The organism is Azospirillum sp. ST 5-10 (assembly GCF_051225715.1).
Taxonomy (GTDB): domain Bacteria; phylum Pseudomonadota; class Alphaproteobacteria; order Azospirillales; family Azospirillaceae; genus Azospirillum.
In genome coordinates this window covers 1-13,305 of sequence record NZ_JBPJSP010000010.1, presented here as the reverse complement: position 1 = coordinate 13,305, position 13,305 = coordinate 1, and the positions used below count along the sequence as shown (strand labels likewise).

The window sequence follows — 13,305 nt, the reverse complement described above, 5'->3', positions numbered from 1 at the left end:
GAAGCCGGCCGGCCGGCCCACCGCCGCGCCGGGGCCGCCGCCGACCCGTTTCGCCGCGCCGCCCAACCTCCCGGCCCGGCCGACCGGTGCGCCCCCCGTGGCGCCGCCGCCGGTCGCACGGCCCCACGCCAACACGCCCGTGCAGGCGAAGCCCGCCCGGCAGGCCAACGGGGCACCGCGATTCCTGCCCCGGGTGCCCCCGCCGACCGTGCGACCGCACCCGGTCGCCGCCGCGCCCGGGGTGCTGCAGCGCGCCGCGGCGGTGGAGGTGCACATGGACGCCACGGCGCTGGCACGGTTCAAGCTCTCGGGAAACCGGGGAGGGACCCTGGACGCGCTCACCCGCGCGACGAAGATCAAACTCCTCCGCGGGACTCACGCCTTCTCGCCCAGCACCGTCGTTCGCCTCGCCGGCCCGGAGTTCCCGGTCGAGGCGTGGGCGACCAAGGATGGGACGGTGGTGTACTACGCGGGGTTGCTCAGCGTCCAGCGATTCCACCAGTATTACAGCTACCTCAGGCAGCTCGGCTTCGAGGACAAGATCGAGCAATACCTGGACGACGACGAAGCCGAGGAGGCGCTGCCGGCGGACATGGTGAGCGCCGCCCTGGAACCCTGGGCCGACTATCTCTCGAAATTCCCCCACGTCCCGGTCCATCTGTCCATCATGCCGTTTTCCATGATCGATGCGATGGGGGGACACAACGGACTGCAGATCCTGTCCTGCGAGCGGCCGTTCTGCATCGCCTATCAGGCGACGCGCGACCGGTCGAAGCAGGTCCTGCACCTCATCGTCGACATCGCCTGGGCGCACGGCGAGATCGCCGGCCTCGTCGTGACGGCGCTGCGGGAGGAGGGCATCCGGCCGAGCGCCGTCAACCTCCACGGCATCTGCGGTTCGCTCACGCCGGCGGTCGGCCGCGACACGATGGTCGTCCCGTCGACCCAGGTGGTGCCGGCCAGCTCCGGCCTGGCTCCGGTGTCCCTGCCCCACAACCAGTTCAGCAGCGCCGTGCCCCGCGGTCCCGACCAGCCGACGGTCTTCCACACCGGCGAACACGGGCACGTCTACAGCCTTCTCGAGGAAACGCCGTCCACCGTCGGCCGGCTGCTCGACAAGGGCGTCCACACCCTGGAGATGGAGTCCTATTTCCTCGCCAGGGCCTTCGCGAAGCACGGCATGCCGGGCACGTTCCGGATGGCGTTCACCGTCAGCGACGTCGTGACGTCGGCCCACGAGAACATGACGGTGCCGGCCGAGCGGAGCGACGCGTCGTGGCGCCGGCGAACGGCCCGCAACCAGCACGTCCTCAACCAGTTCTTCCCGACGCTGTAAGCGGCGGCGGGCCCGGCACGGCGTTCACAGCAGGCGCGGCAGGGTGACCCGCACCCGCAGGCCGCCGCGCAGGCGGTTGATCAGCTCGATACGGCCCTGGTGGGCGTCGACGATGGACTTGACGATGGCCAGGCCGAGGCCGCTGCCGCCGGTCTGGCGGTTGCGCGAGGGCTCCAGCCGGACGAAGGGCTTCATCACGTCGGCGAGACGGTCCTCCGGAATGCCGGGACCGTCGTCGACGATGTCGACGATCACGTCCTGGCTGTCGGCGTGGACCGAGACCTCGGCGCGCACGCCGTACTTCACCGCGTTCTCGATGAGGTTGGCGAAGGCCCGGCGCAGGCTGCGCGGCCGGCCGCGCAGCAGCAGCGGCCGGTGCTGGTCGAAGCTGACCCGCCCGCCGGCCCCGCCGAAGACGGTGCGGACCGTCTCGAACTCCAGCGGCGCCGGCGCGGCGAAGTCGACCGGCAGGCCCATGTCGGCGTAGTCGTCGCACAGGCTCTGCAGCAGGCTGGAGAAGGACACCACCTCGACCTCCTCGCGCATCACGTCCTCGACGAGGAAGTCGAGGATCGAGGCGATCATCGCCTGCATGTCGTCGAGGTCGGACAGGACCTTGGCGCGCAGCGCCTCGTCGTCGATGAACTCGGCGCGCAGGCGCAGGCGCGTGACCGGCGAGCGCAGGTCGTGGGAGATCGCGGCGAGCAGCCGCGTGCGCCCCTCCAGCAGGTCGCAGAGGGCGACCCGGGTCTGGTACATGGCGTCCGCCAGCGTCTCCACCTCCAGCGGTCCCCGGCGCGGCAGCGGCTCGGGCTTCAGCGGGTCGTTCGCCCGGGCGACGGCGTCCGCCAGCCGCTCCACCGGCCGCGCCAGCCGGGCCGCCGACCACAGGGCGAGCCCAAGCGCCGCCGCCATCGCCGCGACGACCATCAGCCCCACCTCGACCGGCGTGGCCCGGGCCCGCCAGTGGCGCGGGCTGGAGACCTCCAGCCAGCTCCCGTCGGACAGCTCGAACATCAGCCGCGCCGGCCGGAGGTGCCGGGCGAGCGCCGCCGCCAGGTCGGCGAGCCCGGCCTCCAGCCCGGCGTCGCGCGGCAGCGGCGGCGCGACGGTCTGCAGGGTGCCGCCGTCGATGGCGACCAGCGCCGACCGCGGCCCGCCGGAGCCGGCCAGCGGCACCGGCAGGACGCGCCAGCCCTTCGGCACCCCGGGCTCGGGGCCCGGCTGCCAGCGCGCCTGCAAGGCGTCGTCGTCGCCCGCCGGCAGGGCCGCCACCACCGACCCGCCGCCGGCGAGCGCCCGCTCGCAGTCGCGCAGGATGCGGGCGATCGGCGCGCCGAGGCGCTCGGCGGTCAGCAGGTCGGCCTGCCGCCGGGCGAGCCGGTCGGCGCCGACCAAGGTCGCGGCGAAGATCAGCAGGACGACGGCCGCGGCGACGGCGCCGATGCGGTAGCGCAGGCGCCGCGGCAGCAGCGTGTCGGCGAGCGTCCCCACCGCCGCGTCAGCGCCGCGGGCCGGTGGCGGAGCCGGCCGCCAGCTCCTCCACCGCGGCGGTGAACTGGTAGCCGAAGCCGCGCACCGTCTTGATGAGCTGGTCGCCGGAACCGCCGGTCTCCAGCTTGCGGCGCAGCCGGCTGACCTGGATGTCGATGCTGCGGTCGAACGCCGACACGCTGTCCCTGCGCTGCGTCAGCAGCTCCTCCCGGCCGATCGCCCGCTGCGGGTTGCTGAGGAAGGTGTTGAGCAGCTCGAACTCGCCGGAGCTGAGGTGGACCACCACGCCGTCGGGCGAACGCAGCTCGCGCTGGCCCTGGTCGAGCGACCAGCCGGCGAACCGCAGCACCTTCGGGCGGACGGCCGCCTCGGCGTGGGTGGTCCGCCGCAGCACCGACCGGATGCGGGCCAGCAGCTCGCGCGGGCTGAACGGCTTGACCAGGTAGTCGTCGGCGCCGACCTCGAGGCCGACGACGCGGTCGACCTCGCTGTTCACCGCCGTCAGCATGATCACCGGGACGTCGGACTGGGTGCGCAGGGTGCGGCACAGGCTGGTGCCGTCCTCGCCCGGCAGCATGACGTCGAGGATGATCAGGTCGATCGCCCACTGGTGCAGCGCGTTGAACATGGCCACGCCGTCGACCGCCGTCGACACGCGGAAGCCGTTCTTCACCAGGAAGTCGTGGAGCAGGTCGAGCAGGTCGCGGTCGTCGTCGACGACCAGAATGTGCCGGTCCTTGTCCATGCCCTCTGCCCACCCCCGCCCCGTCGACGGCGCCCCCGGACGCCGGAACCCTAGCCAAAAAGCGGACCACCCGCCAGCCTCAGATGCGGCGCCCGGTCGCCGGATCGAACAGGCTGGCCCGCGTCATGTCGACGACGAAGTCGGCGGTGGCGCCCTCCGGCGGCGCGTCGCCCGGCTTGACGCGCGCGGTGGCGCCGCCGTCGCCGAGGTCGATGTGGGTCAAGGTGTCGGCGCCGGTCGGCTCCAGCACCCTGACCCGGCATTCGATGCGCACCGCTCCCGGCTCCGCCCCCGGCGCGCCGCGGGTGATCGCCTCGGCGCGCAGGCCCAGCACCAGGTCGCGGCCGATGCGGTCGGCAAGGCCGGCGCGGTCCCCGGCCAGCGGCAGGAACTGCGGCAGCCGCCGGCCGTGCGCCAGGGACTTGACCAGCACCCCGAGGCGCCCGTCCTCGACGGCGACGGTGGCCGGCAGGAGGTTCATGGGCGGCGCGCCGACGAAGCCGGCGACGTAGACGTTGGCGGGTTCCTCGTACACCCTCTGCGGTGGCCCGACCTGCTGGACGACGCCGTCGTGCAGGACGGCGATGCGGGTCGCGAGCGTCATGGCCTCGCTCTGGTCGTGGGTGACGTAGACGATGGTGGCGCCGAGGCGCTGGTGGAGGCGCTTGATCTCGGTGCGCAGGTCGACACGCAGCCGGGCGTCGAGGTTCGACAGCGGCTCGTCGAACAGGAAGATCCGCGGGTTGCGGATGATGGCGCGGCCCATGGCGACGCGCTGGCGCTGGCCGCCGGAGAGCTGCGCCGGCTTGCGGTCGAGCAGGTGCTCGATCTGCAGCATGCCGGCGACCCGGCGCACCGCCTCGGCCCGCTCGGCGCGCGGCACGCCGCGCATCTCCAGCCCGAAGCCGATGTTGCGGGCCACCGTCATGTTGGGATAGAGCGCGTAGGACTGGAACACCATGGCGACGTCGCGGTCCTTGGGCGGCACGTCGTTCATCGCCCGGCCGTCGATGCGGATGGTCCCGCTGGTCACCGTGTCGAGGCCGGCGATCAGGTTGAGCACGGTCGACTTGCCGCAGCCCGAGGGCCCGAGCAGCACCAGGAGCTCGCCGTCCTCCAGCGCCAGGTCGATGCCCTTGAGCACCTCCTGGCCGGCGAACCGCTTGTGCACCTGGTCGAGGGTGAGGGTGGCCATCGGCGTCATCCCTTGACGGAGCCGGCGGTCAGACCGCGGATGAAGTAGCGGCCGGCCAGCGCGTAGACGGCCAGGGTCGGCAGGGCGGCGATCATCGCCGCGGCCATGTCGACGTTGTACTGCTTCACCCCGGTCGTCGTGTTCACCAGGTTGTTGAGCGCCACCGTCACCGGCTGGGCGTCGCCGGCGGCGAACGACGCGCCGAACAGGAAGTCGTTCCAGATCTGCGTGAACTGCCAGATGACGGTGACGACCAGGATCGGTCGGGCCAGCGGCAGCATGATCTTGAAGAAGATCTGGAAGAAGCCGGCGCCGTCGATGGTCGCCGCCTTCACCAGGTCGTCGGGCAGGCTGACGAAGTAGTTGCGGAAGAACAGGGTGGTGAAGGGCAGCCCGTAGACCACGTGCACCAGGACGAGGCCGGTGGTGGTGCCCGCCACCTGCAGCCAGCCCAGGGTCTGCGCCATCGGCAGCAGCACGAGCTGGGTCGGCAGGAAGCTGCCGAAGAGGATCAGCCCGAACACCAGGTTGGCGCCGCGGAAGCGCCACTTGGTGAGGGCGTAGCCGTTGACGGCGCCGAGCAGCGTCGAGACCAGCACGCTCGGCACCACCATGACCAGGGAGTTGCGGAAATAGGGGGCGAGGCCGGAGCAGTCGACGCCGATGCACGCCTCGTCCCAGGCGTAGCCCCACGCCGCGACGCTGATCTCGCGCGGCAGCGCCAGCAGCGAGCCGGAGCGGATCTCGTCGCTGCCCTTGAGCGACGTCGACAGCATCACGAGCAGCGGCGCCAGGTAGTAGAGGGCGAACAGGCCGAGCACGGCGAAGAGGACGAGGCGGCCGACGCGCCCGGACCATCCGCCGCCGCCCGGCAACGAGGCGCCGTCAGACACGCTTGGTCTCCCTCAGCTCGGAATAGAGATAGGGCACGATGATGGCCATCACGGTCGCCAGCATCATGATGGCGCTGGCGGCGCCGATGTTGATCTGGCTGCGGCGGAAGGTCATCTCGTACATGAAGGTGGCCGGCAGGTCGGTGGCGTAGCCGGGCCCGCCGCCGGTCAGCGCCACCACCAGGTCGAAGCTCTTCACCGCGAGGTGGGCGAGGATGACGACCGCGCTGAAGAACACCGGGCGGATCGACGGCAGGACGATGCCCCAGTAGATCCGCGCCACGCTGGCCCCGTCGAGGCGGGCGGCCTTGACGATCTCCTCGTCGACGCCGCGCATGGCGGCGAGGAACAGCGCCATCACGAAGCCGGACCCCTGCCACACCGCGGCGATCACCAAGGCGTACACCGCCATGTCCTGGCGGACGATCCAGTCCAGGGTGAAGCTCTCGAAGCCGAGGTCACGCACGAACCGCTGGATGCCGATCGTCGGGTTGAGCATCCATTTCCAGGCGGTGCCGGTGACGATGAAGCTGAGCGCCATGGGGTAGAGGTAGATGGTGCGCAGCACGCCCTCGGCGCGGACCCGCTGGTCGAGCAGCGCCGCCAGCAGCACGCCGACGGCGAGCGACACCAGGACGAACAGGCCGCCGAACACGACGAGGTTGGTCATGGCGACGTGCCAGCGCGCCATCTGCCACAGCCGCACATAGGCGTCGAAGCCGGCGAACTCGTAGACCGGCAGCAGGCGCGACGGCGTGAAGCTGATCCAGGTCGTCCACAGCACGAAGCCGTAGACGAACAGCAGGATGGCCGCGCACGACGGCGCCAGGACGAGCTTCGACATGTGGCGCTGCAGCAGGAAGGTCAGCCGCGCGCGCCGGCCGCCATCGGTCTGGGGCATCCGCGGTGCCGTCATCGCGCCAGCCTGACCGCCTCGACCAGACGCCGGACGGCCAGCGCCGAGGGCATCTCGGTGTTGAAATGCTCGGTGACGACGTCGAGGATGGCGCCGCGGACGGCGCCGGGCACGGCGATCTCGTGGGCCATGCTCGGCACCAGCGAATCCTCCTCCATGCCGCTCTTCAGGTCCGCCATCGCCTGCAGGGCGCAGACGTCGAAGCGCTCGCGCGGCGTGTCGAGGCGGGCCGGGATGGACCCCTTGTAGAGGTTGAAGGTCTCCTGGAACTTCGGCCCGAACATCAGTCGCGCCATCAGCCTCTGTCCCGCCGCCTGGTCGGCCCCGTCGACCTTGAACATGACGAAGCTGTCGCTGTTCAGGACGAAGCCGGGCGCCCCGGGGGCGGGGACGCACAGGACGTCCCGGCCGGGCTGCCGGCCGGCGGCGAGGAACTCCCCCTTGGCCCAGTCGCCCATGATCTGCATGGCCGCCTCGCCGTTCATCACCATGGCGGTGGCGAGGTTCCAGTCGCGCCCGGGAAAGCCCGGGTCGACGTAGCCGCGCAGCCGGCGCATCTGGTCGAACACCCGCACCATGGTGGCGGAGCCGAGCGCCGCCTCGTCCAGCCGCACCAGCGCCCGGCGGAAGAAGTCGGCGCCGCCGAGGCCCAGCACCACGGTCTCGAACAGGGTGGCGTCCTGCCAGGGCTGGCCGCCGTGGGCCAGCGGGGTGATGCCGGCCGCCTTCAGCCGGTCGGCGGTGGCGTTGAACGCCTCCCAGGTGGTCGGCACGGCGGCGCCGACCCGGGCGAGCACCGCCGGGTTCGCCCACAGCCAGTTGACCCTGTGGATGTTGACGGGGACCGCGACGTAGTGCCCGCGGTGCTTCACCACCTCCTGGAGGGCGGGCGGCAGCAGCTCGTCCCAGTGCCCCTCCGCGGCGACGTCGTCGAGCGTCACCAGCACGCCTTCGGCGGCCCACTCCTTGATGCTCGGCCCCTTGAGCTGGACCACCGTCGGCGGCACCCCGGCCAATGCGCGCGAACGCAGCACCGTCGCCGCGGCGTCGCCGCCGCCGCCGGCCACCGGGGCGTCCTTCCAGGTGCCGCCGGCCGCCTCGAAGTCCTGCTTCAGCACCGCCACCGCCTTGGATTCGCCCCCCGACGTCCAGTAGTGGAGGACCTCGACCCGCGGCTCGGCCGCCGCGGCGCCGGCGAGCAGACCGGCGGCGGCCAGGACCGTAATCAGGGGGCGCAAAAGGCGGCGGGGCATGGCATCCCTTGGGATCGCGGGCGGACGGGGGGCGAGCGTGACCGCCCGCCGCGCCGCCCGCCTTGATCTGTCACATGGCCCGGCGGGATTTCCGTCAGACCACGACCGAGGCGCCGGTGTCGGCGGTGCCGACGGTGCGCCGGAACACCGCGAACAGCTCCCGGCCGATGCCGTGCTCGTTGGCCGACAGGTCGGCCTCGGCCGCCGGCCGGGCCGCCAGCGCCTCGGCGTCGACCAGCACCTCGAGCCGGCCGGCGGTGGCGTCGAGACGGACGCGGTCGCCGTCGCGAAGCCGGGCGATCGGCCCGCCGGCCGCCGCCTCAGGGGTGACGTGGATGGCGGCGGGGATCTTGCCGGAGGCGCCCGACATGCGGCCGTCGGTGACCAGGGCGACGCGGAAGCCGCGCCCCTGCAGCACGCCGAGCAGCGGCGTCAGCGAGTGCAGCTCGGGCATGCCGTTGGCCCTGGGGCCCTGGAAGCGCACCACCACCACCACGTCGCGGTCGAGCCGGCCCTCGGCGTAGGCCGCCTTCACCTCCTCCTGGTCGTGGAACACCAGCGCCGGCGCCTCGACGACGTGCTGGTCCGGCTTGATCGCCGAGGTCTTGATCACCGCCTTGCCGAGGTTGCCGGTCAGCAGGGTCAGCCCGCCGGTGGGCTGGAACGGGTCGGCGTGGGGGCGCAGGATGGTGCGGTCCAGGCTCGCCACGGCCTCGCCGCTCCCCTGCCCGTCCGCCTTCTCGTCGCCTGCCTCGTCCCAGGTCACCTCGCCGTCGGCGCCGAGGCGCGGCTCGACGGTGTAGCGGGCGAGCCCGTCGCCGGCCACCGTGCGCACGTCGCCGTGCAGCAGCCCGGCGTCGAGCAGCTCGCCGATCATGAAGGCGAGGCCGCCGGCGGCGTGGAAATGGTTCACGTCGGCGACACCGTTGGGATAGACCCGGGCCATCAGCGGCGTGACGGCGGACAGCACGGCCATGTCCTCCCAGTCGATGATCACGCCGGCGGCGCGGGCCATGGCGACGAGGTGCAGCACCAGGTTGGTCGAGCCGCCGGTGGCGTGCAGGCCGACGATGCCGTTGACGAACGCCCGCTCGTCGAGGACGTCGCAGATCGGCGTGTAGGCGTTGCCGAGCCGGGTGATGGCCAGCGCGCGCCGGGTCGCCGCCCGGGTCAGGGCGTCGCGCAGCGGCGTGCCGGGGTTGACGAAGCTCGACCCCGGCAGGTGCAGACCCATGAACTCCATCAGCATCTGGTTGGTGTTGGCGGTGCCGTAGAAGGTGCAGGTCCCGGGCCCGTGGTAGCTCGCCATCTCGGCGGCCAGCAGCTCGGCGCGGCCGATCTCCCCCTTGGCGTAGCGCTGGCGCACCGCCGTCTTCTCGTCGTTGGACAGGCCCGACGTCATCGGGCCGGCCGGGACGAACACGGCGGGAAGGTGGCCGAAGCTGGCCGCCGCCATCACCAGGCCGGGCACGATCTTGTCGCACACGCCGAGGAAGAGGGCGGCGTCGAAGGCGTTGTGGCTGAGCGCCACGCCGGCCGCCAGGGCGATGGTGTCGCGCGAGAACAGGCTGAGCTCCATGCCCGGCTGCCCCTGGGTGACGCCGTCGCACATGGCCGGCACGCCGCCCGCCACCTGGGCGGTGCCGCCGGCGGCGCGCGCCGCCTCGCGGATCACCTCGGGGAACCGCTCGTAGGGCTGGTGCGCCGACAGCATGTCGTTGTAGGCGGTGACGATCCCGAGGTGGCCGGCCGCGCCCCCGGCCAGCGCCGCCTTGTCGTGGGCGCTGCAGGCGGCGACGGCGTGGGCGAGGTTGCCGCAGGCGAGGCGGGCGCGATGGGGGCCGGCCTCGGCGGCGCGGCGCGCCCGGTCGAGATAGGCGGTCCGCACGGCCGCCGAACGGCGGCGGATGGTGTCCGTGACGGTCGCGATCTGCGGATGAAGCATCGTCGTGTCCCTTTTCGGCGTTCGCGGGCGGTCAGTCGGCGTACCAGACGGTGGTCGGCCCGGGGCGGTCGAGCACGACCCGCACCGGCGCCTCCTCGACGGTCGCGCAGGCCAGCGCGCGCTCCAGCGCGTCGCGCTTGGCGGAGCCCACGATCAGGAGATGGACATGGCCGGCGCCGCGCAGCACGGGTGCGGTCAGGGTGACGCGGGGTTCCGGCGCGCCCGGGGCGTGGATCGGCAGCAGCGGGCGCCCGCCGGCAGGGTCCAGCGCCGCGGCCAACCCGTCGGCACCGGGGAACAGGGAGGCGGTGTGCAGGTCGTCGCCCATGCCGAGCACGCACACGTCGAGCGGCAGCGCCGTCTGCATCAGCTCCGCCGAACGGGCGGCCAGGGCCTCGTCCGGCGGCAGGGCCGCGTCGTGCAGGGCGACGAAGCGCGCCGCCCCCGCCGCGCCGGCGAGCAGGGTGGCGGCGGCGAGCCGCTGGTTGGAGCGGGGGTGGTCGGCGGGGACGCAGCGCTCGTCCGACAGCGTCACCGCCACCCGCTGCCACGGCAGGGCGGTGGCGCCGAGGCGGGTCAGGAACGGTCCCGGCGAGGTGCCGCCGGGGACCGCCAGGGCGGCGCGGCCGCGGGCGTCGACGGCGGCGCGCAGCTGACCGGCGACCGCCGCCGCCAGCCGGTCGGCGAGGACGTCGCGGTCGTCGAACGTGGCGATCTCCAGGGGCATCACGCCATCTCCCGCCAGCGGCGCTGGTCGCGGTGCAGCAGCATCAGCGCGTCCTCCGGCCCCGAGGAGCCGGGATCGTAGAGGTGCGGGCGGTCCTTGCGGTCCTCCCAGGCGGCGATGATGGGGTCGACCCAGGCCCAGGCGGCCTCCACCTCGTCGCCCCGCATGAACAGCGTCTGGTCGCCGCGGATCACGTCCATCACCAGCCGCTCGTAGGCGTCGGGCATGCGCAGCCCGTTCTCCTTGAGCGTCGCGGCGAACGACATGTCGAGCTCGGCCGGTGCCAAGCGCATGCCGCCGGGACCGGGATCCTTGATGGTCAGCGCCAGCTTGATGCCCTCGTTGGGCTGCAGGCGGATGCACAGGACGTTGGGGCCGGGGTGCCAGCTCTTGCCGCGGAAGATCGAGTGCGGCGCCTCCTTGAACTGGACGACGATCTCCGACATGCGGGTGCGCAGGCGCTTGCCGGTGCGCAGGTAGAAGGGCACGCCGGCCCAGCGCCAGTTCGACACCTCGGCGCGCAGGGCGACGAAGCTCTCGGTGCGGCTGTCGGCCGCCTCCGCCTCGTCGTGGTAGGACGGCGTCTGGGCGCCGCGCCGGTACTGGCCGCGCACCACGTGCAGCGGGTCGGTGACCGGGGCCAGCGAGCGCAGCACCTTGAGCTTCTCGTCGCGCACCACGTCGGGCTCGAAGCGCGCCGGCGGCTCCATGGCGACGAGGCAGAGGAGCTGCAGGAGGTGGTTCTGCACCATGTCGCGCATGGCGCCGATGCCGTCGTAATAGTGGCCGCGCCCGGTGATGCCGACGGTCTCCGCCACGGTGATCTGCACGTGGTCGATGTGGTGGGCGTTCCACAGCGGTTCGAACAGGGTGTTGGCGAAGCGCAGCGCCATCAGGTTCTGGACGGTCTCCTTCCCCAGGTAATGGTCGATGCGGTAGATCTGCGTTTCCGGGAAGCGCGACGACAGGCAGCGGTTGAGGGCGCGCGCCGAGGCGAGGTCGTGGCCGAGCGGCTTCTCCACGACCAGGCGCGAGCGCTCGTCGGCGATTCCCAGCTCGTGGATGCGTGCGGCGATCGCCTCGAACAGGCGCGGCGCCACCGACAGGTAGAAGGAGCGCACCGGCCGGTCGGAGGCGTCGAGCACCTCCCGCAGCGCGCTCCAGCCGAGGTCGGAGGCGGCGTCGAGCTGGCAGTAGCTCATGCACGCCAGGAAGCGCCGGCGGGTGTCGGGATCGAGGCTCTCCGGCTCGACGAACTCCGACAGGGCCTCGTCGACGGCGTTGCGGAAGCCGTCGGCACCCATGTCGGTGCGGGCGACGCCGATCACCCGCGCGCCCTGCGGCATCTGGCCGTCGTGGAAACGGTGGTAGAGGGCCGGCAGCAGCTTGCGCCGCGCCAGGTCGCCGGTGGCTCCGAAGACGACCAGGTCGAAGGGATCAACGGGAACGACATGGGCCACCATGGGCACTCTCCTGTCGGTGATGCGGGGCGGGTCGGAAAGGGGCGGCGGCGCGATCGGTTGTCCTGCCCTGCCGGGCGTCGTCGGGGGGATCGTGCCTGCGTTTTGCAGTGCGGTCAAACGCCGCACGCACCGACGCGCGGCGGCAAATTTCGGCTGGCGGGAGGCCGCCGGCCCCGCCCGGGGGGGAGGGAAGGCCGCGGAACGCATGCCCTCCCCTCCCCCGGGCGGATGGCCGCGGCCGCCGCGGTCAGGCGGCCGCCTCCACCCGGTCGGCGGCCAGGCCGACGATCAGATGCAGGACGCCGGCGGCGACGACGGCGACCGCGGCCACGCCGGCCCGGTCCAGGGCGGCGCGGTCGACCGCCTGTCCGTCCACCAGCTCGACGCGCAGCCGGGTCAGCGCGATCGGCTCGATCGTCCTGATGTTGGCGTCGCCGCCCAGCGCCCGGCGGATCGCCCCGGACTCCGCCGCGCGCCGCAGGGCCGCGGCATCGCCGTCCGGGGCCGGCACGGCCGCCGGAGCCGCCGGGACCGCCGGAGCCGGGACGGCGGCCGGCGCGCCGAGGGAACGGCCGATCTTCTGCAGGAAGGAGAAGGCGGACATCTGTGGACCTCCTGTTCCGGACGGGCTCAGCCGAGGGTGGGGACCAGGGCCGGCTGGACGTCGTCCGCAGCGCCGGCGGTGGCCTTGAGATACTCGCTCATCTCGGTCTTCAGGTTCTCCGACAGCGGGCCGAAGATCGCCTGGATGCCGCCGCCCACCACCATCACGCCGGCGGCCCCCATAGCCTTGAGCCGGGCGTGGTCGACCTTGGCCGGGTCGTTCACGGCGACGCGCAGGCGGGTGATGCAGGCGTCGAGGCTGGCGATGTTGGCGCGGCCGCCGAACGCCAGCACCAGGTCGCGGGCCCGCCCGCCGGCGACGGCGACGGCGCCCGTCTCGACGCTCTCCACCTCGCGGCCCGGCGTCTTCAGGTCGAACATGCGGATCGCCGTGCGGAACACGCCGTAGTAGATGGCGGCGTACGCCGGGCCGAGGATCAGCACCAGCCACCAGCGCTGGGCGTTCACGCCGAGGGCGTTGAACAGCACGAAGTCGATGCCGCCCTGGGAGAAGGTGAAGCCCATGTGCATGTCGAGCGTGTTGGCCAGGAACTGGGTGGTGGCGGCCAGCACGGCGTGGATCAGGTAGAGCACCGGGGCGACGAACAGGAAGGAGAACTCGATCGGCTCGGTGATGCCGGTGAGGAACGAGGCGAGCGCCGCGGAGATCATCATGCCGCCGACCTTGACCCGCTGGTCGGGCCGGGCCTCGTGCCAGATGGCGATGGCCGCCGC

General features: G+C 72.8%; 12 protein-coding genes. 1 reads left to right on the top strand and 11 read right to left on the bottom strand.

What is annotated here, in order from left to right; genetic code table 11:
• Nucleotides 1-208: 208 nt before the first annotated feature.
• Nucleotides 209-1,336 carry a hypothetical protein gene (locus ACSBPG_RS13375; RefSeq protein ID WP_435537667.1) on the top strand — a complete coding sequence of 376 codons (1,128 nt, stop codon included), beginning with the start codon at nucleotides 209-211 and terminating at the stop codon, nucleotides 1,334-1,336.
• Nucleotides 1,337-1,360: 24 nt separating this feature from the next.
• On the opposite strand, the gene ACSBPG_RS13370 is transcribed toward ACSBPG_RS13375, so the two are convergent.
• The 11 genes from ACSBPG_RS13370 to ACSBPG_RS13320 all read right to left on the bottom strand — a co-directional run.
• Nucleotides 1,361-2,830, bottom strand: a complete 1,470-nt coding sequence (locus tag ACSBPG_RS13370; protein ID WP_435537666.1) for an ATP-binding protein — start codon at nucleotides 2,828-2,830, stop codon at nucleotides 1,361-1,363.
• Between the two features lie 7 nt (nucleotides 2,831-2,837).
• Entirely contained in the window at nucleotides 2,838-3,575 is a 738-nt protein-coding gene (locus ACSBPG_RS13365) for a response regulator (protein WP_435537665.1), read from the bottom strand.
• Nucleotides 3,576-3,654: 79 nt separating this feature from the next.
• Nucleotides 3,655-4,770, bottom strand: a complete 1,116-nt coding sequence (locus ACSBPG_RS13360) for an ABC transporter ATP-binding protein (RefSeq protein WP_435537664.1) — start codon at nucleotides 4,768-4,770, stop codon at nucleotides 3,655-3,657.
• Between the two features lie 5 nt (nucleotides 4,771-4,775).
• The gene (locus ACSBPG_RS13355; protein WP_435537663.1) at nucleotides 4,776-5,663 is read right to left on the bottom strand and encodes a carbohydrate ABC transporter permease; all 888 of its coding nucleotides are present in this window, start codon (nucleotides 5,661-5,663) and stop codon (nucleotides 4,776-4,778) included.
• Entirely contained in the window at nucleotides 5,656-6,564 is a 909-nt protein-coding gene (locus ACSBPG_RS13350) for a carbohydrate ABC transporter permease (protein ID WP_435537662.1), read from the bottom strand. Before ACSBPG_RS13350 ends, ACSBPG_RS13355 begins: the two co-directional genes overlap by 8 nt.
• Nucleotides 6,565-6,575: 11 nt before the next feature.
• Nucleotides 6,576-7,832, bottom strand: coding sequence for an ABC transporter substrate-binding protein (locus tag ACSBPG_RS13345; RefSeq protein ID WP_435537661.1), 1,257 nt, complete (start codon nucleotides 7,830-7,832; stop codon nucleotides 6,576-6,578).
• Nucleotides 7,833-7,926: 94 nt separating this feature from the next.
• The gene (gene edd / locus ACSBPG_RS13340; protein ID WP_435537660.1) at nucleotides 7,927-9,777 is read right to left on the bottom strand and encodes a phosphogluconate dehydratase; all 1,851 of its coding nucleotides are present in this window, start codon (nucleotides 9,775-9,777) and stop codon (nucleotides 7,927-7,929) included.
• A 31-nt stretch (nucleotides 9,778-9,808) separates the two neighbouring features.
• Nucleotides 9,809-10,504 (bottom strand): 6-phosphogluconolactonase, encoded by a 696-nt coding sequence (pgl, locus tag ACSBPG_RS13335; protein ID WP_435537659.1) that lies wholly within the window; start codon nucleotides 10,502-10,504, stop codon nucleotides 9,809-9,811.
• Nucleotides 10,504-11,967 (bottom strand): glucose-6-phosphate dehydrogenase, encoded by a 1,464-nt coding sequence (gene zwf, locus ACSBPG_RS13330; RefSeq protein WP_435537658.1) that lies wholly within the window; start codon nucleotides 11,965-11,967, stop codon nucleotides 10,504-10,506. Before zwf ends, pgl begins: the two co-directional genes overlap by 1 nt.
• A 247-nt stretch (nucleotides 11,968-12,214) precedes the next feature.
• Nucleotides 12,215-12,571 (bottom strand): PTS transporter subunit EIIB, encoded by a 357-nt coding sequence (locus ACSBPG_RS13325; protein WP_435537657.1) that lies wholly within the window; start codon nucleotides 12,569-12,571, stop codon nucleotides 12,215-12,217.
• 26 nt (nucleotides 12,572-12,597) lie between these two features.
• Nucleotides 12,598-13,305: glucose PTS transporter subunit EIIB (locus ACSBPG_RS13320; RefSeq protein ID WP_435537656.1), on the bottom strand; the 708-nt coding region annotated here is incomplete at its 5' end.